The organism is Burkholderia sp. Tr-20390 (assembly GCF_017104595.1).
Lineage (GTDB): Bacteria > Pseudomonadota > Gammaproteobacteria > Burkholderiales > Burkholderiaceae > Burkholderia.
On record NZ_JAAGPC010000067.1, the window covers coordinates 23,336 to 42,885 of the forward strand.

The 19,550-nt window shown below is 66.3% G+C and carries 16 protein-coding genes and 1 tRNA gene; 5 read left to right on the forward strand and 12 right to left on the reverse strand.

All coding sequences use genetic code 11. The features are described from left to right. Positions 1–213: 213 nt before the first annotated feature. The 4 genes from G3N98_RS19645 (at position 214) to G3N98_RS19660 (ending at position 6,373) form a co-directional block, all read left to right on the forward strand. Positions 214–3,432: an efflux RND transporter permease subunit gene (locus tag G3N98_RS19645; RefSeq protein WP_206148953.1), complete on the forward strand. Its 3,219-nt coding sequence runs from the start codon at positions 214–216 to the stop codon at positions 3,430–3,432. Next, on the forward strand, positions 3,422–4,597 hold the full coding sequence (locus G3N98_RS19650; protein WP_206148954.1) for an efflux RND transporter periplasmic adaptor subunit: 1,176 nt from the start codon (positions 3,422–3,424) through the stop codon (positions 4,595–4,597). The genes G3N98_RS19645 and G3N98_RS19650 overlap by 11 nt, the downstream gene beginning before the upstream one ends. Further along, positions 4,590–6,005, forward strand: a complete 1,416-nt coding sequence (locus tag G3N98_RS19655; protein WP_206148955.1) for an efflux transporter outer membrane subunit — start codon at positions 4,590–4,592, stop codon at positions 6,003–6,005. The genes G3N98_RS19650 and G3N98_RS19655 overlap by 8 nt, the downstream gene beginning before the upstream one ends. A 110-nt stretch (positions 6,006–6,115) precedes the next feature. Then, positions 6,116–6,373: a DUF4148 domain-containing protein gene (locus G3N98_RS19660; RefSeq protein WP_089425721.1), complete on the forward strand. Its 258-nt coding sequence runs from the start codon at positions 6,116–6,118 to the stop codon at positions 6,371–6,373. 73 nt (positions 6,374–6,446) lie between these two features. Here G3N98_RS19660 and G3N98_RS19665 read toward each other — a convergent pair whose 3' ends face one another. The 3 genes from G3N98_RS19665 to G3N98_RS19675 are packed head-to-tail and all read right to left on the reverse strand — an operon-like array spanning position 6,447 to position 9,208. Then, complete coding sequence (locus G3N98_RS19665) at positions 6,447–7,112, reverse strand: response regulator transcription factor (protein ID WP_206148956.1); 666 nt, start codon at positions 7,110–7,112, stop codon at positions 6,447–6,449. An 18-nt stretch (positions 7,113–7,130) separates the two neighbouring features. Beyond that, complete coding sequence (locus G3N98_RS19670; RefSeq protein ID WP_206148957.1) at positions 7,131–8,522, reverse strand: HAMP domain-containing sensor histidine kinase; 1,392 nt, start codon at positions 8,520–8,522, stop codon at positions 7,131–7,133. An 11-nt stretch (positions 8,523–8,533) separates the two neighbouring features. Beyond that, complete coding sequence (locus G3N98_RS19675; protein ID WP_069248317.1) at positions 8,534–9,208, reverse strand: response regulator transcription factor; 675 nt, start codon at positions 9,206–9,208, stop codon at positions 8,534–8,536. Between the two features lie 216 nt (positions 9,209–9,424). Between G3N98_RS19675 and G3N98_RS19680 the strand changes: the two genes are divergently transcribed. Continuing rightward, positions 9,425–9,724: a DUF4148 domain-containing protein gene (locus tag G3N98_RS19680; RefSeq protein ID WP_206148958.1), complete on the forward strand. Its 300-nt coding sequence runs from the start codon at positions 9,425–9,427 to the stop codon at positions 9,722–9,724. A gap of 107 nt (positions 9,725–9,831) precedes the next feature. On the opposite strand, the gene cyoD is transcribed toward G3N98_RS19680, so the two are convergent. The 9 genes from cyoD to tilS all read right to left on the reverse strand — a co-directional run. Further along, complete coding sequence (gene cyoD, locus G3N98_RS19685) at positions 9,832–10,164, reverse strand: cytochrome o ubiquinol oxidase subunit IV (RefSeq protein ID WP_009692722.1); 333 nt, start codon at positions 10,162–10,164, stop codon at positions 9,832–9,834. Continuing rightward, positions 10,165–10,773: a cytochrome o ubiquinol oxidase subunit III gene (cyoC, locus tag G3N98_RS19690; RefSeq protein ID WP_089425723.1), complete on the reverse strand. Its 609-nt coding sequence runs from the start codon at positions 10,771–10,773 to the stop codon at positions 10,165–10,167. Next, positions 10,773–12,779: a cytochrome o ubiquinol oxidase subunit I gene (cyoB, locus tag G3N98_RS19695; protein WP_069248320.1), complete on the reverse strand. Its 2,007-nt coding sequence runs from the start codon at positions 12,777–12,779 to the stop codon at positions 10,773–10,775. Before cyoB ends, cyoC begins: the two co-directional genes overlap by 1 nt. Positions 12,780–12,782: 3 nt before the next feature. After that, positions 12,783–13,670, reverse strand: coding sequence for a ubiquinol oxidase subunit II (cyoA, locus tag G3N98_RS19700; RefSeq protein WP_206148959.1), 888 nt, complete (start codon positions 13,668–13,670; stop codon positions 12,783–12,785). Positions 13,671–13,946: 276 nt separating this feature from the next. Continuing rightward, positions 13,947–15,476, reverse strand: coding sequence for an NADH-quinone oxidoreductase subunit M (locus tag G3N98_RS19705; protein WP_206148960.1), 1,530 nt, complete (start codon positions 15,474–15,476; stop codon positions 13,947–13,949). A gap of 457 nt (positions 15,477–15,933) precedes the next feature. Then, complete coding sequence (locus G3N98_RS19710; protein ID WP_206148961.1) at positions 15,934–17,322, reverse strand: hypothetical protein; 1,389 nt, start codon at positions 17,320–17,322, stop codon at positions 15,934–15,936. Between the two features lie 164 nt (positions 17,323–17,486). Beyond that, positions 17,487–17,580, reverse strand: a tRNA-Ser gene (locus G3N98_RS19715). A 110-nt stretch (positions 17,581–17,690) separates the two neighbouring features. Beyond that, positions 17,691–18,944 carry an aspartate kinase gene (locus G3N98_RS19720; protein WP_039364692.1) on the reverse strand — a complete coding sequence of 418 codons (1,254 nt, stop codon included), beginning with the start codon at positions 18,942–18,944 and terminating at the stop codon, positions 17,691–17,693. Between the two features lie 343 nt (positions 18,945–19,287). Continuing rightward, a partial coding sequence (gene tilS / locus G3N98_RS19725; protein WP_206148962.1) for a tRNA lysidine(34) synthetase TilS occupies positions 19,288–19,550 on the reverse strand: 263 nt, incomplete at its 5' end.

A 19,550-nucleotide genomic window follows, 5' to 3' on the forward strand; every position in this document is an offset into this window, starting at 1 on the left:
CGCCGCATCGCAACAGCAAGCCCGCGCTAACGTCTTGTAACAATCGACGCCCGCCCCGCCCCCTCACGCCCCCCATTCCTAAAACATCTTTCATCCTGCCCCGCGCCCCGCGTTAAGCGGCGCCACGCACACTGCGCGAGCCGAACCGGGCGCCCGCCGCGCTTCGGCACTTCGCTGACAGGCCGGCGCCCCGCGCCGGCGGAGACCTTGCCGATGCTGAAACTCGTCCGACTCGCGCTTGCGCGCCCCTACACGTTCATCGTCCTCGCGCTGCTGATCCTGATCGCGGGGCCGCTCGCGGCGCTGCGCACGCCGACCGACATCTTCCCCGACATCCGGATTCCGGTCATCAGCGTGGTGTGGAACTACGCGGGCCTGCAGCCGGCCGACATGGCCGGACGCATCGTCACCTACTACGAGCGCACGCTCGGCACGACGGTCAACGACGTTGCGCACATCGAGTCGCAGTCGTTCCGCAGCTTCGGGATCGTCAAGATCTTCTTCCAGCCGAGCGTCGACATCCGCACCGCGACCGCGCAGGTCACGTCGATTTCGCAGACGGTACTCAAGCAGATGCCGCCGGGCACCACGCCGCCGCAGATCCTCAACTACAACGCATCGACCGTGCCCGTGCTGCAGCTGGCGCTGACGAGCGACACGCTGAACGAACAGCAGCTCGGCGACTACGCGACCAACGTGATCCGGCCGCAGTTGCTGTCCGTCGCGGGGGTCGCGATTCCGTCGCCGTACGGCGGCAAGGTGCGCCAGGTGCAGATCGATCTCGATCCGCAGGCGCTGCAGGCCAAGGGGCTGTCCGCACAGGACATCGCGACCGCGCTGGCGCAGCAGAACCAGATCATCCCGGCCGGCACGCAGAAGATCGGCGGCTTCGAGTACAACATCAGGCTCAACGACAGCCCGCTGACCATCGACCAGCTCAATGCACTGCCGATCCGGAGCGTGAACGGCGCGGTGATCTTCATGCGTGACGTCGCGCACGTGCGCGACGGTTATCCGCCGCAGGGCAACATCGTGCGCGTCGACGGCCGGCGCGCGGTGCTGATGAGCGTGCTGAAAAGCGGTTCGGCGTCGACGCTCGACATCATCTCGGGCGTCAAGGCGCAGTTGCCGCGCATCGAGGCGACCCTGCCGCCGTCGCTCAGGCTCGTCGTGATGGGCGACCAGTCCGTGTTCGTCAAGGGCGCCGTCAGCGGCGTGGCCCGCGAAGGCCTGATCGCCGCCGCGCTCACGTCCGCGATGATCCTGCTGTTCCTCGGCAGCTGGCGCTCGACGCTGATCATCGCCGCGTCCATTCCGCTCGCCGTGCTGGCCGCGATCGCGGCGCTCGCGGCCGCGGGCGAGACGCTCAACGTGATGACGCTCGGCGGACTCGCGCTCGCGGTCGGCATTCTCGTCGACGATGCCACCGTCACGATCGAGAACGTGAACTGGCACCTCGAACAGGGCAAGGCGGTGCGCGATGCGATCCTCGACGGTGCGTCGCAGATCGTCGCACCGGCCTTCGTGTCGCTACTGTGCATCTGCATCGTGTTCGTGCCGATGCTGCTGCTCGACGGCGTGGCCCGCTTCCTGTTCGTGCCGATGGCCGAAGCCGTGATCTTCGCGATGATCGCGTCGTTCGTGCTGTCGCGCACGTTCGTGCCGATGATGGCCCGCTACCTGTTGAAACCGCATGCCGCGCATCCGGCGGCCGCGCTCGCGCCGCATGGTGCGCCGTTCCCGCCGCCACGCGCACGCAATCCGCTCGTCGCGTTCCAGCAGGGGTTCGAGCGCCGCTTCGCGGCACTGCGCGCCGGCTACCGCGTCGTGCTTGGTCTCGCACTCGTCCACCGTGCGCGTTTCGTCGCGCTGTTCCTCGCGGCGGTCGCGGTGTCGTTCGTGCTGGTGCCGTGGCTCGGCCGCAATTTCTTCCCGTCGGTCGACGCAGGCGAAATCGCGATTCACGTGCGCGCACCGATCGGCACACGCATCGAGGAAACGGCCGCGCTGTTCGACCACGTCGAGCAGACGGTGCGCGGCGTCGTGCCGCCGCACGCGATCGCGAGCATCGTCGACAACATGGGGCTGCCGAACAGCGGGATCAACCTCACGTACAGCAACAGCGGCACGATCGGCCCGCAGGACGGCGACATCCTCGTATCGCTCACGGGCGACCACGCGCCGACCGCCGACTACGTCAAGCAGTTGCGTACGCGGCTGCCGCGCGCGTTTCCCGGCGTGACGTTCTCGTTCCTGCCCGCCGACATCGTGAGCCAGATCCTCAACTTCGGTGCGCCCGCACCGATCGACGTGCAGGTGACGGGCCCCGATCGCGCCGCCAACCACACCTATGCGACCGAGCTGTTGCGACGCATCCGCAGCGTGCCGGGAGTGGCCGACGCGCGCGTGCAGCAGGCGTCGACCTATCCGCAGTTCACCGTATCGGTCGACCGCACGCGGGCCGCGCAACTCGGCATCACCGAGCAGGATGTCACCAATGCCGTGGTCGCGAGCCTGTCCGGCACGAGCCAGGTGTCGCCCACCTACTGGCTCGATCCGCACAACGGCGTGTCGTATCCGATCGTCGCGCAGACGCCCCAGTACCGGATGACATCGCTGGCGGACCTGCGCGCGCTGCCGGTAACGGGCCGCTCGGGCGCGCCGCAACTGCTCGGCGGGCTCGCGACGATCGTGCGCGGACAGACCGACGCGGTCGTGTCGCACTACGACATCGCCCCGCTGTACGACATCTTCGCGACGACGCAGGACCGCGATCTCGGTGCGGTCAGCGCCGACATCGAACGCGTACTGCACACGAGCGCGGCCGGCTTGCCCAAGGGATCGCGCGTGACCGTGCGCGGCCAGGTACAGACGATGAACGGCGCATTCGGCGGGCTGCTCGCGGGCCTCGCCGGCGCGATCCTGCTGATCTACCTGCTGATCGTCGTCAACTTCCATTCGTGGCGCGACGCATTCGTGATCGTGAGCGGCCTGCCCGCGGCGCTGGCCGGCATCGTCTGGATGCTGTTCGTCACGCGCACGCCGCTGTCGGTGCCGGCCTTGACCGGCGCGATCCTGTGCATGGGCGTCGCGACCGCGAACAGCATCCTCGTGGTGACGTTCGCGCGCGAACGGCTCGCGCACACCGCCGATGCGGCCGTCGCCGCGCTCGAAGCCGGCTTCACGCGCTTTCGGCCCGTGATGATGACCGCACTCGCGATGATCATCGGCATGGCGCCGATGGCCCTCGGTCTCGGCGACGGCGGCGAGCAGAACGCGCCGCTCGGCCGCGCGGTCATCGGCGGCCTGCTGTGCGCGACCGTCGCGACGCTCGTGTTCGTGCCCGTCGTGTTCAGCCTCGTCCACCGGCGCGACCGCGCGCCTCGTTCCGAATCCCTGCCCCTCACTCCGGGAGAACAGCATGTCCACTGAATTCGAAGTCCGCCCTCCTGGCACGCCGCGCTACCTGAAACCGCTCGCGATCGCGGGCGCCATCGCCGCGCTCGCCGTCGCGGCGGCCGGTCTTGTCGCCCGCATGCACGATGCGCACGCGGTCGCCGCCTGGACCGTGCAACAGGCGATCCCGACCGTCGCGACGGTTGCGCCGCAGCCGGCCGCGGCCGACGCGCTGGTGCTGCCCGGCCGGCTCGACGCGTACGTCGACGCGCCGATCTACGCGCGCGTGCCCGGCTACCTCCACGCGTGGTACGCCGACATCGGCGCGCATGTGAAAGCCGGGCAGTTGCTCGCGTCGATCGATACGCCCGATCTCGACCAGCAGTTGCAGCAGGCGCGCGCCGACCTTCAAAGTGCGTGCGCGAACGAACGGCTTGCCGCCGTCACGGCCGCTCGCTGGGCCGAGATGCTCGCGCAGGATTCCGTCTCGCAGCAGGAGGCCGACGAGAAACGCAGCGGCCTCGACGCGAAACGCGCGGCCGTCGCGGCGAGCACCGCCAACGTGCGACGGCTCGAAGCGCTCGAATCGTTCAAGCGGCTCACCGCGCCGTTCGACGGCATCGTGACGGCACGCAAGACCGATGTCGGCGCGCTGATCGACGCGGGCAGCGGCAACGGCGCCGAACTCTTCACCGTCTCGGACGCGCGGCGGCTGCGGCTGTACGTCCACGTTCCGCAAGACGACGCGGCCGCGATCCGCGCAGGCATGCGTGTCGCGCTGACCGTGCCCGAGCGTCCCGGCATGACGTTCGACGCCACGCTCGCGGATTCCGCCCAATCGATCGATCCGGCTTCCGGCACGCTGCTCGCGCAGTTTTCGATCGCCAACCCGGCAGGCACGCTGTTCCCGGGCGAGTATGCGCAAGTGCGGATCGCGATGCCCGGCGCCGCGCATGCGCTGTCGATTCCGGCAAGCACGCTGATCTTCCGCCACGACGGGTTGCAAGTCGCCGTGCTCGATGCAACCGGGCACGCGCACCTGCGCAACGTATCGATCGCGACCGATCTCGGCACGCGTGTCGAGATCGCATCGGGGCTCGCGGCCACCGACCGCGTGATCGACAATCCGCCCGATTCACTCGCGGACGGCGACCCCGTGCGTATCGCCGGCACTACGGCGACGGAGCGTGCGCATGGCTGACCGTCTGCTCGCTGTATGGCTGGGCAGCGTCGCGCTGCTCGCCGGCTGCTCGTTGGCGCCGGCCTATCGCGCGCCGGCCGTTCCGGTGCCGACCGCGTTTCGCGAAACGGGCGCGTGGGTCGATGCCGTACCAGCCGATCGCCTGCCGCGTGACGGCTGGTGGCGCGTGTACGGCGACGCGACACTCGACCGGCTCGAACCGCTCGTCGCACGCGCGAACCCCGACCTCGCCGCCGCCGTCGCGCGGCACGACGAAGCCGCCGCACTGTTCGACGAGGCCCATGCGGCGTTGCTGCCGACCGTGGGCATCGATGCCGAGACCGACCGCGACCGTCAGTCCGCGCGCCGGCCGCTGCGCGGCAGCGGTCAGCCGGATACCTATGAGTCGAACACGCTCGAAGCGGGATTCGGCTACGACGTCGATCTGTGGGGCAAGGTCCGCAACGCGGTCGCGGCCGGCCGCGACGACGCGCAGGCGGCCGACGATGACCTCGCGTCGGTCCGGCTCAGCTTGCAGGCCACCGTCGCCAGCACCTACTTCGACCTGGCGGGGCTCGACCGTGAAGCGGACACGCTCGCGCAAACGATCGACACGTACCGCCGTGCATGGCAACTGACGGTCAGTCGCCATCGCGGCGGCCTCGCATCGGGGCTCGACGTTTCGCGTGCGCAAACGCAACTCGCGCTCGCCCAGGCGCGTGCGTCCGACATCGCCGCGCGCCGCGCGCTCGACGAGCATGCGATCGCGGCACTCGTCGGGGAATCCGCGTCGACGTTCTCGCTGCCGCCCGTTGGGGCGCTGCCGGGCGTGCCGTCGATTCCGACGGGACTCGCGTCGACGCTGCTCGAACGCAGGCCTGACGTCGCCGCCGCCGAACGCCGCGTCGCGGCCGCGAACGCGCGGATCGGCGTCGCACGTGCCGCGTACTTTCCCGACCTGTCGCTCGGCCTCGACGCCGGGTTCCAGAGCGATACGTTTTCGCCGTGGCTCGCCGCGCCCAACGAGATCTGGTCGATCGGGCCGCGTCTCGCGATGACGCTGTTCGACGGGGGCCGGCGTGCCGCCGGCGTACGCCATGCGCGCGCGCAGTTCGACGAACAGGGCGCGCGCTACCGCGCGGTCGTGCTCCAGGCATTCCGCGACGTCGAGGACGATCTCGCGCAGTTGCACCGCCTCGGTGACGAATCGGACCAGGACGACGCGGCGCTCGTCGCGGCGCGGCATTCGCTTGCGCTGGCGATGTCGCGCTATCGCGACGGCGCGGTCAGCTATCTCGACGTGGTCACCGCGCAGACGACCGAACTCGATACGCAGATCGCGGCGCTCGACGTCGACGCCCGCCGCCTGCAGGCATCCGTCGGGCTCGTGCGCGCGCTCGGCGGCGGCTGGCACGACGCGCGTTCGTGAACGTTTCTTCATCGGCGCGCCCGGTGCCCGCACGGGCGCATCCGATAACGTCGATCCTGCCGGCATCGCCATCGCAGCACCGGCCACTGTCACTTGAAAAGGATCACGCCATGAAGACATTGATGTTCGCCACCCTGCTCTCCGCGCTGTGTGTCGCGCTGCCCGGCCGGGCCAGCGCGACGCAGCCCGACACCGCGACTGCGCCGCAAACGTACGCCGCGACCGCTTCCGCATCGTTGTCGTCGCAACCGGCATGGAACGCGCGACCGGCCACGCCGCTGACACGCGCGCAGGTGTATCGCCAACTCGTCCGCGCCGAACGCGACGGCCAGCTCGCGCAGCTCAACCGCGAACTCTATTCGCACTGAACGCACGCAATCGGACATGCCGCGCGACGCGCGGCATGCGCACCCTCCACCGGCACGGCGCGATCCCGCATCGTCACCCGCCCGCGTCGAACCTGAATCCGAATCGGGCGACCGTTTCGATGCGCGCGGAAAACGCGTGTGCGGCCAGCTTGCGCCGCAACCGCACGACCAGCGCATTGACCGTTTCGGGTTCGACGTCGGCATCACCCCACGCATAACGCAGCACGGCATCGCGCCCGACCGGTCGCCCCGCTTCGCGCAGCAGGCATTCGACGAGACGAAATTCCCGCATGCTGAGCGCCAGCCTCCGGCCCCGCTCCTCGAGTGCGCGCGCGGCCACGTCGAGCCGGACCGACTCGCGCATCGCGATGACACCGTTGCGGCGCCACAGCGCGCGCAACCGCTCGTGCAGTTCCACGAACGAACAGGGATGGGCAAGACACACATCGCAGCCGGCCTGCAACATCCGCGCGCGCTGCGCAGGTGTCGTGCCGGCCACGATCGCGGCAATCGTCGCGCCGCCGGCCGATGCGGCAAGTCGCGGCAATGCCTCGAGCATCGCCGGGTCGGCAACCGTGTCGGGCGCAATGATCACGATGGCATCGAACCGGTCCTCGGTCGCCACGAAGCAGCCGTCGCGCCATCCGTCGACGCGCTCGACACCATGCGTGCTCTCGCGAAAGGCCTTGTCGAGCCGCGCCGCCTCCGGGTTCGGCGGGGAAATCAGCAGGATGCGCATCGCTCGTCCCCGACGCCGTCATGCGAGCGAGCGCGGCCAGCATTCGACCGTGATCGCCGCACCGGCCCGCGGCGCATCGCCGATCCGCAGCGCAAAGCCGTGCACGCGCATCACCGCCGAGACGATGCTCAGCCCGAGCCCCGAGCCGCTCACATGGCGCGTGCGCTCGCCGCGATAGAAACGCTCGAGCACCGCGTCGCGTTCGCCGGGCGGGATGCCGGGCCCGGTGTCCTCGATCCGCACGAGCGGCCCTCTCGGCGTTGAATGGAGCGCGACGCGCACGCGGCCGCCCGGCGGTGTGAACTTGATCGCGTTGTCCGCGAGATTGCTGAATGCCTCGAACAGCAACGCGCGATCGCCGTGAATGCGGTCGACCGATGTCGCGGCGAGTTCGAACGACACGTCGACGGCTTCGGCCAACGGCTCATAGAGCTCGCAAACGTCGCGCAACAAGGCCGTGACGTCGACCGCGGCAAAGCCGCCACGCCGGCTCAGCGTGCCGATCTCGGAGATGCGCAGCATCGCGCGAAAGCGCTCGAGCAAGCGGTCGGTCTCGTCGCGCGCCGACGCGAGCAATGCCGACGACGCAGGGTCGTCCGCGCAAAACGGCTGCTCCGCGAGCCGGGCCAGCATCGTGTGCACGCGTGCGAGCGGCGTGCGCAGATCGTGCGCGATGCCGTCGCAGGTGTGACGGACCTCGCCCATCAGCCGCTCGACTTCGTCGAGCATGTGGTTCACGAGATGCGCGAGCAGGTCCAGTTCGTCGTAGCGTCCGACCGGCAGCCGCTTGCCGAGATCGCCCTCGGCGATCTGCCGCGTGACGCGCCGGATCGCGGCGACGCGGCGCATCTGCCGCATGCCGAGCATGCTGCCGCCCGCGATGCCGGCGATCAGGATCATCACGCCGCCGATCACGAGCCCGCGGATCGCGACATCGCGGATCTGGATGAAATGCGACAGGTCGCGTGCGACGAGCAGCGTCATCCCGTTGTCGCGGCGCACCGCCATCGCGCGCGTGATCGGCGCGGGCTGGCCGTCGAGCGGCGCGAGCGTGCGGTTCAGCGTGCGTCCGTGGCGATCCGTGCGCAGCGCGGGCGGCGTCGCGATGTCCCCGGCCACGCGGCGCCCGTTCGCGTCGAACAGCCCGTAGAAACTGGTATGCATGTGCTCGTGCTCGAGCCGCCGGTGGATCGCGAGCGGCAGCTCGGCATCGGGAATCGAATCGAAATAGATCAGTTGCCACGCGAGCACCTCGTCGGTGTCGCGCGCCATCGTGTGCGTCGCGGCCACGCTGATCACGCCCGCGAGCACGAGCAGCGAAACCGAGAAGATCGCCGCATACGCGCACAGCCACCGAAACGTCGTCGTGTGCCAGCGGCGCGTGAAGTTCGCCGCGCGAGCCGCATCCATCCGGGCCTCCGTCATGCGAGCATGTAGCCCGAGCCGCGCACCGTCTGGATCATCGGGGTCGCGCCGGGCGGATCGATCTTCTTGCGCAACCGGCCCATGTGGACGTCGATCAGGTTGGTGCCGGGATCGAAGTGATAGCCCCACACGGTCTCGAACAGCATCGTGCGCGTGATCGTCTGGCCCGCATTGCGCATCATGAATTCGAGCACGCGGAACTCGGTCGGCAGCAGCGGAATCTCGTCGGCGCCGCGACGCGCGCAGCGCGAAATGAGATCGAGCTCGAGCGCGCCGACCTTCAACAGCGTCTGCTGCGGCACGCCCGACGCCTGCCGGCGACGCAGCAGCACCTCGATGCGGGCGCTCAGCTCGCCGGAATCGAACGGCTTCGTCAGGTAATCGTCGCCGCCCGCGCGCAGCCCGCGGATGCGTTCGTCGACATCACCGAGCGCGCTCAGCATCAGCACCGGCGTATCGATGCCGACCGTGCGCATCGCGGTCAGGATCGCGAGGCCGTCCGCGCCCGGCAGCATCCGGTCGAGCGTGATCGCGTCGTACGACGCGCTCATCGCGCGCAGCATGCCTTCGCGGCCGTTGTCGATCCAGTCGACCTCGAACCCGCGCGCGGTCAGCTCGCCGACGATTTCGTTCGCGGTCACCGCATCATCCTCGACCGTCAGTACTCGCATGGTTGCCCTCGCAATGAACCTCATGACGGGCGCACGCGAGGCGCCCGCGACTATCGTAGACGCCCCGATCGCCGTGCGGCGTTACATGAAAAATGCTTCATCCGGCGCCGTGGCGCACGGGTGAAACATGTTTCATCCGTGCGTCGCCCGCCCCGTCGTGCACGCGGCCTACGCTGACGTCATGCGGCATCGGGCCGCGCAACCAGGAGCTACCGGATGAAACTGTCGACTACCGTCGCCTGCATGCTGCTCGCATGCGCCAGCACCGCCGCGCTCGCGGCACCGCACCTGACGCCGCAGGAATGCAACGCGTATCCGTTCGTCCACACCGGCCACGACGTCACGCATGCCGACCTCGTGCGCGAGCTGACCGAACTCGAACAGGTCGGCTACGAGCCGGCGCATGCGAGCCCGTATTACCCCGACGATCTCGATGGTGCGAAAGATCGGCTTGCCGCCGAGTACCGCGCCGACTGCACGCACGCGCTGACGGCGGATGCGGGCGCACGGCACTGATTCCGCTGCCCGGCGCAACACGGCCGGGAAAAACAAAAGGCGGCACTCGCGTGCCGCCTTTTGTTCATGAACGCGCATGGATCTCGACCGCTGCGCTGGGCTGCCGCTCAGCGCGACATCATGTTCATGCTGACGTTGTGCATCACCCACAGCGTGCCGACGATCAGGATCGCCGCGGTCAGCACCGTGTAGCTGAACGCCATCACGTTCCAGCGCTGGCCCGACGAGCCGTTCATGTGCAGGAAGTACACGAGGTGCACGACGATCTGTACGAACGCGAGTACGGCCAGCGCGACCAGCGACGCGTGCGGCGACAGCACGCCGCCCATCACGAGGCCGAACGACGCGGCCGTGAGCAGCACCGACAGGATGAAACCGGCGACGTAGCCGCCGACACTGCCGTGCCCTTCTTCGAGTTGAGACGAATGCGAATGGGCCATTTAGATCACGCTCGCGAGATAGACAAAGGAAAACACGCAGATCCACACGATGTCGAGGAAGTGCCAGAAGAGGCTCAGGCACGTCAGGCGTCGCAGGTCGCGATCGGTCAGGTCGCCGCCGCGCAACACGATCTGCCCGGCGAGCACGATCATCCACAGCAGGCCGGCCGTCACGTGCAGCCCGTGCGTGCCGACCAGCGTGAAGAACGCCGACAGGAACGCGCTGCGCTGCGGGCCTGCGCCCTCCGCGATCAGGTGCGAGAACTCGCGCAGTTCCATCACGAGAAACGCCGCGCCGAGCACGAACGTCACCGCGAGCCACGCGAGCAGCGCGCCGCGCCGCTGCTTGTACGCGGCGAGCATCGCGAAGCCGTACGTGATGCTCGACAGCAGCAGCGCGGCGGTTTCCACCGCGACGCCCGGAATGTCGAACAGGTCTTTCGCGGTCGGGCCGCCCGCATACTGCTGGCCGAGCACCGCGAACGTCGCGAACAGCGCCGCGAAGATCACGCAGTCGGTCATCAGGTACAGCCAGAACCCGAACACCGAATGCGACGGCGGATGGTCGTCGTGCTCGAGCAGGGTTGCGCTCAAGGTTTTCTGCAACATCAGTTGGCCTCCAGTTCCACGTCGTCGACGCGCGCAGCCACGCGCTTCGTCGGCTGCTTGTCTTCGATCTTCCGCACCGTCGACGCGGGGATGTAATAGCCGTCGTTGTCACGCGAGCTGTAGATCACGAGCGTCGCGACGATCCCGACCAGCCCGCCGATCGCCATCCACCAGATGTGCCACACCAGCGCGAAGCCGAGCACCAGGCTGAAGATCGCGACCACGAGGCCCGCGCAGGTATTCGACGGCATGTGGATGTCGCGAATCGCCGCCGGGTTCGGCCGGCCTTCGCCGTGTGCCTTCATGTCCGCATACGCGTCGAGCGTGCGCACGTGCGGGATCACCGCGAAGTTGTAGTCGGCCGGCGGCGACGAGGTCGCCCATTCCAGCGTGCGGCCGCCCCACGGATCGCCCGTCGTGTCGCGGTACTCGGGCAGGTTGCGGTTGCGGATGCTGACCACCAGTTGCAGCAGCTGGCATGCAATGCCGATCGCGATCAGCACGGCGCCAAATGCGGCGACCAGCAGCCACGGATGCCAGGCCGGGTTGTCGTAATGGTTGATCCGGCGCGTCATGCCCATGAAGCCGAGCACGTAGAGCGGCACGAACGCCACGTAGAAACCGATCTGCCAGAACCAGAACGCCGCCTTGCCGAGCTTCTCGTTCAGCTTGAAGCCGAACGCCTTCGGGAACCAGTAGTTGAAGCCCGCGAGATAGCCGAACAGCACGCCGCCGATGATCACGTTGTGGAAGTGCGCGATCAGGAACAGGCTGTTGTGCAGCACGAAGTCCGCGCCGGGAATCGCCATCATCACGCCGGTCATGCCGCCGAGCGTGAACGTGACCATGAAGCCGATCGTCCACAGCACGGGCGTCGTGAATTCGATCCGGCCGCGGTACATCGTGAACAGCCAGTTGAACACCTTCACGCCGGTCGGGATCGCGATGATCATCGTCATGATGCCGAAGAACGCGTTCACGTTCGCACCCGAGCCCATCGTGAAGAAGTGGTGCAGCCACACGAGGAACGACAGCACCATGATCGCGCAGGTCGCGTACACCATCGTCTTGTAGCCGAACAGCGGCTTCTTCGCGAACGTCGAGATGACTTCCGAGAAAATGCCGAACGCCGGCAGGATCAGGATGTACACCTCGGGGTGACCCCATGCCCAGATCAGGTTCAGGTACAGCATCGCGTTGCCGCCGGCTTCGTTCGTGAAGAAGTGCATGCCGAGGTAACGGTCGAGGCCGAGCAGCGCGAGCGTCGCGGTCAGGATCGGGAACGACGCCATGATCAGCACGTTCGTGCAGAGCGCGGTCCACGTGAACACCGGCATCTTCATCAGCGTCATGCCCGGCGCGCGCATCTTGATGATCGTCACGAAGAAGTTCACGCCGGTCAGCAGCGTGCCGACGCCCGAGATCTGCAGCGCCCACAGGTAGTAGTCGACCCCTACCCCCGGACTGAACTGCAGCTCCGACAGCGGCGGATACGCGAGCCAGCCCGTCTGGGCGAATTCGCCGATCACGAGCGAGATGTTGATCAGGATCGCGCTGACGGCCGTCATCCAGAACGACAGCGAGTTGATGAACGGGAACGCGACGTCGCGCGCGCCGATCTGCAGCGGCACGATCAGGTTCATCAGGCCGACCATGAACACCATCGCCATGAAGAAGATCATGATCACGCCGTGTGCCGTGAAGACCTGGTCATAGTGGTGCGGCGGCAGGTAGCCGGGCCCGTTGTACGAGAGCGCGAGCTGCATGCGCATCATGATCGCGTCCGCGAAGCCGCGCAGCAGCATGATCAGCGCGACGATGATGTACATCACGCCGAGTTTCTTGTGGTCGACCGTGGTCAGCCATTGCGTCCACAGCCATTTCCACCGGCCGGTGATCGTCAGCGCGGCGAGGATGCCCAGCACGACCAGCCCCATGAAGGCGCCGGCCCCCATGATGATGGGCTGATCGAACGGGATCGCCGAGAGTGTGAGTTTGCCGAACATGCGTTACCCCTTCGTGCCGCAGGCGACGTCCTTCAGGTCGAGGACGTGGCCATCGTTGTATTTCGCGATGATGTTGTGGAAGAGCCGCGGATCGACCGACGAGAAGTAGCGCACGGGCGCCTTCTCGCTCGGCTGCGCGACGGTGCCGTACACGGTCGCGTCGAGCCGCTCCGGCGACGCCTTCACCTTCTGCACCCATGCATCGAACTGTTCGCGCGGCTCGGCGAGCGTGCGAAACTTCATGTCGGAGAAGCCGCGGCCGCTGAAGTTGGCGGACGTGCCCGCATAGTTGCCGGGCTCGTCGGCGATCAGGTGCAGGCGCGTCTGCATGCCGGCCATCGCGTAAACCTGGCCACCGAGCTGCGGGATGAAGAACGAGTTCATCACCGAATCCGACGTGATGCGGAAGTTCACCGGCGTGCCGACCGGAATCGCGAGCTGGTTCACCGATGCGATGCCGAGTTCCGGATAGATGAACAGCCACTTCCAGTCGAGCGCGACGACCTCGACGTCGATCGGCTTCACCGACGACTCGAGCGGCTTGTACGGGTCGAGCTCGTGCGTGGTCTTCCACGTGAGCACGCCGAGGAACAGGATGATCAGGGTCGGCACCGTCCAGATCACGACCTCGATCGCGGTCGAGTGCGACCAGTTCGGCGCGTAGGTGGCGTTGCGGTTCGACGCGCGGTAACGCCACGCGAACCACAACGTGAGCAGGATCACCGGCACGACGACGATCAGCATCGCCCAGGTGGACGTCGCGATCAGCGCCTTTTCGGCAGCGCCCACGCTTCCTTTCGGATTTAGTACATCTAAATTACAGCCTGACAGGCTCAAAGCCGCGCCGATCGACATCAGCGCCACTCCGCCTTTTGAAGCTTTTCTTTTCATCACACAGCCCGAGGGTCATTGAATCCGTTTGCGTATGCCCGATGCGCATTCGATCCACGAAAGTGGCCGAATCATACGTCGCGCGAGTGCGATGAAAAACCAGCTAATGCGGAAAATCATCATTGCAGAATCTGCCGTGAGACAGATTGTCGCGGGGCAATTTCACGCAGCCGGAAGCCGGCCCGGCGCTGCCTGCGCCGGACCGCGAAGGAATCGATGCGCGTGCAACGACCGCACCGCCGTGCGGTGCGCCCCACTGCGCGCGACGTGCCGCGATCAGCCGCGCGTCGATGCCATGTACGACGGCTGCGGCTGCGCAGGGCCGTCCCCTGTCGGCAGCTTCGAATGGCTCGCGTCTTCGATCAGCCGTCCCACGGTCGGATCGATCGCGTCGGTGAACGGCTTCGGATCGATGCCGACCGCCAGCACCACGAGTGCGAGCGACGCGAACATCACGATCTCGCGACGGTTCAGGTCGGCGAGCTTCGCGATCCGCTGGCTCGCGACCTTGCCGAACACGACGCGCTTGAGCATCCACAGCGTGTACGACGCGCTGAGGATCAGCGTCAGCGCCGCGATGGCGCCGATCCAGAAGTTGAAGCGGATCGCGCCCATGATGACCATGAACTCGCCGACGAACCCCGACGTGCCCGGCAGGCCGACGTTGGCCATCGCGAACAGCACCGTGAAGGTCGCGAAACGCGGCATCACGCCCGCGACGCCGCCGTAAGCGGCAATCTCGCGCTGCTTCGTGCGATCGACGAGCACGTTCACGCACAACAGCATCGCGCCCGCGACGAAGCCGTACGACACGAGCTGGACGATCGCGCCTTCGACGCCGATCCGGTTGAACAGGAACAGCCCGAGCGTGACGATCCCCATGTGCGCGACCGTCGAATACGCGAGCAGCTTGCCGAGATCGGTCTGCGCGAGCGCGATCAGGCTCGCGTAGACGATCGCGAACAGCGACAGCGCGATCACGGCCGGCGCGAAGAAGTGGCTCGCATCGGGCGTGACCGGCAGCGCGAAGCGCAGGAACCCGTAGCCGCCGAGCTTGAGCATCGCGAGCATCAGCGCGGCGCCGGTCGGGCCGTCGGTGTAGACGTCGCTCAGCCACGTGTGGACCGGCCACATCGGCACCTTGACCGCGAAGGCGGCGAAGAAGCCGAGGAACACCAGCAACTGCGGCGCGAAGCCGAGCTGCAGCGTGCGCCATACGGCCATGTCGAACGTATGCGACTGCGCGTACAGGTACAGCATCGCCATCAGCAGCAGCAGCGAGCCGGCGAACGAGATGAAGAAGAACTTCACGGCCGCGTACACGCGACGCTCGCGCCCCCACGTGCCGATCAGCAGGTACAGCGGGATCAGCGTCGCCTCGAAGAAGATGAAGAACAGCAGCCCGTCCTGTGCGACGAACACGCCGACCATCAGCCCCGAGAGGATCAGGAACGACGCGTAGTATTGCGCGACGCGTACCGTGACCGACTCCCACGACGCCACCACCACCACGAGGGTCGTGAACGCGGTCAGCACGACGAGCCACAGCGACGCGCCGTCGATGCCGACCCGCCATCCGGAATTGAATGCCGCCAGCCAGTTGCGGCTTTCGACGAACTGCATCGCGGCCGAATGCGCATCGAAACCGGTAACCAGCGGCACGACCGCCGCAAGCCCCACCAGCGCGCCGACGAGCGCGATCAGCCGTGTACGGCGTGGATGATGGTCGGAACCGGCGCGCAGCAGGCACGCGCCGAACAGGATCGGAGCCCAGATGGCCAGGCTCAGGAAGGGAAAATCATGCATGTCAACGAGGCCTTGATGAAGTCGCGCACTGCATCGGGGACAGGCGAGACGAAAGGAACGAAATCAAATCGACAGGTAGATTTCGTGAATCGCCAGTGTTGGCAAAATGTAAAGCGGCATCACCGGAAAACTTGACGCCGCTCAAATGCGATCGGGTTAACCAGCATAAGACGATTGATTATTTTCTGCAGCGCAGCAGAGCGTCGTTTTTCAGCACGATCCTATGCCAATGATTTTTATGCGTAATTTTTTGTATTGCCCGACGAGGCCGATCGTAAAAATCGACGCAGTGCCGCATTTTTGACGTCGGCTTGTTATTTCGGAGGGTCGGAGGGCGCTAATTGAAGCCTGGCATGGCTGCGAACGAGTGGCCCTTTATCCTTACACACAATCTTTCATTTTCAATACAAACGGCCTTGCGTTGCGCAGGCCGTACGACGGGCAGACCGGCTCGCCCCTACCGCTGACGGCTCAGGCGATCCCAGATGCGCATCGTCACCGCGCGATAGTGATTGTGCTGCGCGGGAAAATGGACGAAGCGGCTATCGCGTGTGGCATAGACCGGCGACGCCGCGAGTGTCATCGCATCGACGATATGGCGCGCGTCGATCATGCCGGACTGCAGCAACTCCACATAGATCGCCTGCTGGTCGCCGCCGCTCGCATAGACCGACGAACGATCGCCGAAACTCTCGATACGGGCACAGATGCGCTCGACCAAGTCGCGCATCGGCGCCACGTTGCGCACGCCGATCATGCACGAATTGATCGCCCATGCCGTGTGATCGGTACCGATCACGAAATCGCGGCCGTCGATCGTACTGTCGATGGCCTGACTCTGGTCGATCGCCAGAATGTCCGCGTCGACCCAGAAGACGAACGCGTGATGCGGCAGATGTTCGCGAATCAGATGCAGCTTCGCCCAGTTCGCACCGATGCCGTCCGGCAGAAATGCGGGAGGTTCGCGATACGTGTGATACGCGTAACCATGCCGCGTGCAGTAGCGAGCAAAATTCTCCTCGTGCAGATCGCCATATCCCGCGATATGCGACGTATGCAGGCTCACGAACGCAATCTGGGCCTGCGGATTCACGTGCCGCTCCGCACCGCGCTCACTCTGCTGCGCGGCACGCCAGTCGTCCATTGCGTGCGGGCGATCGCCGTGCTGGTATCGCTCGGCATCGTCGACGAGCGCCGCCACATAGCGGAAATCGTAGTCGGCAGCCGGCGCCCAGACGTCCTCCACTTGCCGCCACTCGGGCGCCTGGTGCGCCACGAGCGGCCGGGCGCCTGCGATCGAATCGATCGCGAGCCCGTCACTCCAGATCGTCTGGACCGATGCGAAATGACCGTTCGCGAGCGGCATATCGAACGGCAGCGGCGCAAATTGCTCTGCCAGCAGAGTCGCCTCGCACGCGTGCCGCCGCTCCGGAAGGTACATCGCCCATTTGCCCAGCTCGACCACCAGCTTGCGCAACTGCTCACGCACGCCGGGCACGTTGCGGAAGATCATGCCGCTCGCAGCGGGCAGCGCCGACTTCGGCGTCTGCGTCGTGACGATTGCATCGTAACCCTGCGCGACATCCTGCAGCGCGTGCGGATCGAACACGACGGAAAACGGGTCGAGCACGAGCAGCAACGCGTCCGGCTCCATCGCGACGAGCTGCGCGACGATCACGTGGTACTTGTGCAGGATCGGCTGGCGCTCGCCATACACGTGCATGCCGTCGACCGTCACATGCCGGTAGCCGTGCAACTGCGCATAGCGCGCGTGGTTGTCGACAAGTCCGTCGACAGGCCGATGAGAAAGGATAGTCAGAACAGAATGCGGGCTGGCCAAGCGCATCACCCCAAGTCGCATCAAACGATAGGCGATATGTAACCCACTATCACCGCTCAAGTCGAGTACTCATGGCATGACCGGCCGCATCGTGCGCCCGGCGCTCGGCGGTGCCCGAAAAAGAAAAAGCCCCGCAAGTCCGAGAACTTGCGGGGCTTTGTCACCGCTTTTGGCGGAGACGGAGGGATTCGAACCCTCGATCCAGGTTTTGGCCCAGATGCTCCCTTAGCAGGGGAGTGCCTTCGACCTCTCGGCCACGTCTCCCAAACTTTCGCTCGCACCAGGGAGGCAGTGCGACGAGAACGAAATAATATAGGGTTTCGAACCGCGCGTCAATTTCCGTGATGCATTTTCTTCAATGCATCACGAAAAATTCACGATGCCTGGTCGAGTTCGAATGCCTTGTGCAGCGCGCGGACGGCCAGCTCCATGTATTTCTCGTCGATCAGCACCGAAATCTTGATTTCGGACGTCGAGATCATCTGGATGTTGATGCCCTCTTCCGACAGCGTGCGGAACATCTTGCTCGCGACGCCCACGTGCGAACGCATGCCGACGCCGACGACCGACACCTTCGACACCTTCGGGTCGCCCTGCACGTGCTCGGCGCTCACGTGGCCCTTCACCTGGTTGGTGAGGATGTCCATCGCCTTCTGGTAGTCGCCGCGGCCGACCGTGAACGTGAAGTCGGTCTTGCCCTGGACGCTCTGGTTCTGGATGATCATGTCGACGTCGACATTCGCATCCGCGACCGGGCCGAGGATCTGATACGCGATACCCGGCTTGTCGGGCACGCCCATCACAGCAATGCGTGCTTCGTCGCGCTGGAACGCGATGCCGGAAATGACTGCCTTTTCCATGGTCTCGTCTTCTTCAAAAGTAATCAGGGTGCCCGAGCGCATTTCTTCGTCGAGCGCAATCAGCGGATCGGTCAGGCTCGACAGCACACGCGTCTTCACCTGGTATTTGCCGGCGAATTCGACCGAGCGGATCTGCAGGACCTTCGAGCCGAGGCTGGCCATTTCCAGCATTTCCTCGAACGTCACGCGATCGAGGCGGCGCGCCTCTTCGACAACGCGCGGATCGGTCGTGTAGACGCCGTCGACGTCCGTATAAATCAGGCACTCTTCGGCACCCAGCGCAGCTGCAACCGCCACCGCCGACGTATCCGAGCCGCCACGGCCCAGCGTCGTGATGTGGCCGTCCGGATCGACGCCCTGGAAGCCCGTGATGATCACGACCTTGCCGGCATTCAGATCGGCCTTCACGCGTTCGTCGTCGATCGAGTGAATGCGCGCCTTCGTGAACGCGCTGTCGGTCTTGATCGGCACTTGCCAGCCGGCGTAGCTCACGGCCTCGACGCCGATTTCCTGCAGCGCGATCGATAGCAGGCCGACGCTGACCTGCTCGCCGGTCGACGCGATCATGTCGAGCTCGCGCGGGCTAGGCTGGCTCGAAATCTCTTTCGCAAGACCGAGCAGACGGTTGGTTTCGCCGGACATCGCCGAAGGCACGACCACCATCTGGTGCCCGGCCTGATGCCATTTTGCGACGCGTTTCGCGACGTTCTTGATGCGCTCGACCGAGCCCATCGAAGTGCCGCCGTATTTGTGTACGATGAGTGCCATTGTCGTTCTGAACTGGAGGAGAAACCGCACGGGCGCGCTGGGCAGGCCGCGTAGCCGTTCGGTCACGCGGCTTGTGGCTGTGGACGGACGACGAGGGGGACGGCTGGGACGCAACACGCAAGCGTGACGGATTTTGCCCGGAAGGCCGATCAGGCCGCGCAAACCGGGTACGTCACGCGGAAAACCTGCACAAATCGCTCAAAAATCGAGCCGAGCAAACGACCGAGCGTACCCGATAGAGGCCCGCTTGACAAGCCGCTCGCGGCGTCCGAGGCCGTTCCGGCGCTGTTTACCAAATGGTGAAAATGCGCGTGCCATCGCGCCGCCAGGCGGCCCGCCGCCGCTATGCGATCAGCAAGTCGGCGCGCCACTCGATCCGGCGCCACGCGCCGTCACCGGGCGCCCCGTCGCCGGACAAGCCGGCATCGCGATTCACGCCGAGGCGCGGCACGTAGATCAGCAAGTCGCCAGCGAACAGCAGCGGCACGTCGCGCTGCCAGGCGGGCACGCCGCGCTCCTGGAACAGGTTCTTCAGCGTACGGCCCGGGCCGCCCGGCGACGTGCGCATCCGCTCACCGCCCGCGCGGGCACGCGCCGCCAGCCGCG

Bases quoted from the DNA above. Each gene is read 5' to 3' on its own strand.
- G3N98_RS19650 (WP_206148954.1), top strand. From the start codon at position 3,422: ATGTCCACTGAATTCGAAGTCCGCCCTCCTGGCACGCCGCGCTACCTG.
- G3N98_RS19655 (WP_206148955.1), top strand. From the start codon at position 4,590: ATGGCTGACCGTCTGCTCGCTGTATGGCTGGGCAGCGTCGCGCTGCTC.
- G3N98_RS19680 (WP_206148958.1), top strand. From the start codon at position 9,425: ATGAAACTGTCGACTACCGTCGCCTGCATGCTGCTCGCATGCGCCAGC.
- cyoD (WP_009692722.1), bottom strand. From the start codon at position 10,164: ATGGCCCATTCGCATTCGTCTCAACTCGAAGAAGGGCACGGCAGTGTC.
- G3N98_RS19660 (WP_089425721.1), top strand. From the start codon at position 6,116: ATGAAGACATTGATGTTCGCCACCCTGCTCTCCGCGCTGTGTGTCGCG.
- G3N98_RS19705 (WP_206148960.1), bottom strand. From the start codon at position 15,476: ATGCATGATTTTCCCTTCCTGAGCCTGGCCATCTGGGCTCCGATCCTG.
- G3N98_RS19670 (WP_206148957.1), bottom strand. From the start codon at position 8,522: ATGGATGCGGCTCGCGCGGCGAACTTCACGCGCCGCTGGCACACGACG.
- cyoA (WP_206148959.1), bottom strand. From the start codon at position 13,670: ATGAAAAGAAAAGCTTCAAAAGGCGGAGTGGCGCTGATGTCGATCGGC.
- cyoC (WP_089425723.1), bottom strand. From the start codon at position 10,773: ATGTTGCAGAAAACCTTGAGCGCAACCCTGCTCGAGCACGACGACCAT.
- G3N98_RS19665 (WP_206148956.1), bottom strand. From the start codon at position 7,112: ATGCGCATCCTGCTGATTTCCCCGCCGAACCCGGAGGCGGCGCGGCTC.
- G3N98_RS19720 (WP_039364692.1), bottom strand. From the start codon at position 18,944: ATGGCACTCATCGTACACAAATACGGCGGCACTTCGATGGGCTCGGTC.
- G3N98_RS19645 (WP_206148953.1), top strand. From the start codon at position 214: ATGCTGAAACTCGTCCGACTCGCGCTTGCGCGCCCCTACACGTTCATC.
- G3N98_RS19710 (WP_206148961.1), bottom strand. From the start codon at position 17,322: ATGCGCTTGGCCAGCCCGCATTCTGTTCTGACTATCCTTTCTCATCGG.
- G3N98_RS19675 (WP_069248317.1), bottom strand. From the start codon at position 9,208: ATGCGAGTACTGACGGTCGAGGATGATGCGGTGACCGCGAACGAAATC.
- cyoB (WP_069248320.1), bottom strand. From the start codon at position 12,779: ATGTTCGGCAAACTCACACTCTCGGCGATCCCGTTCGATCAGCCCATC.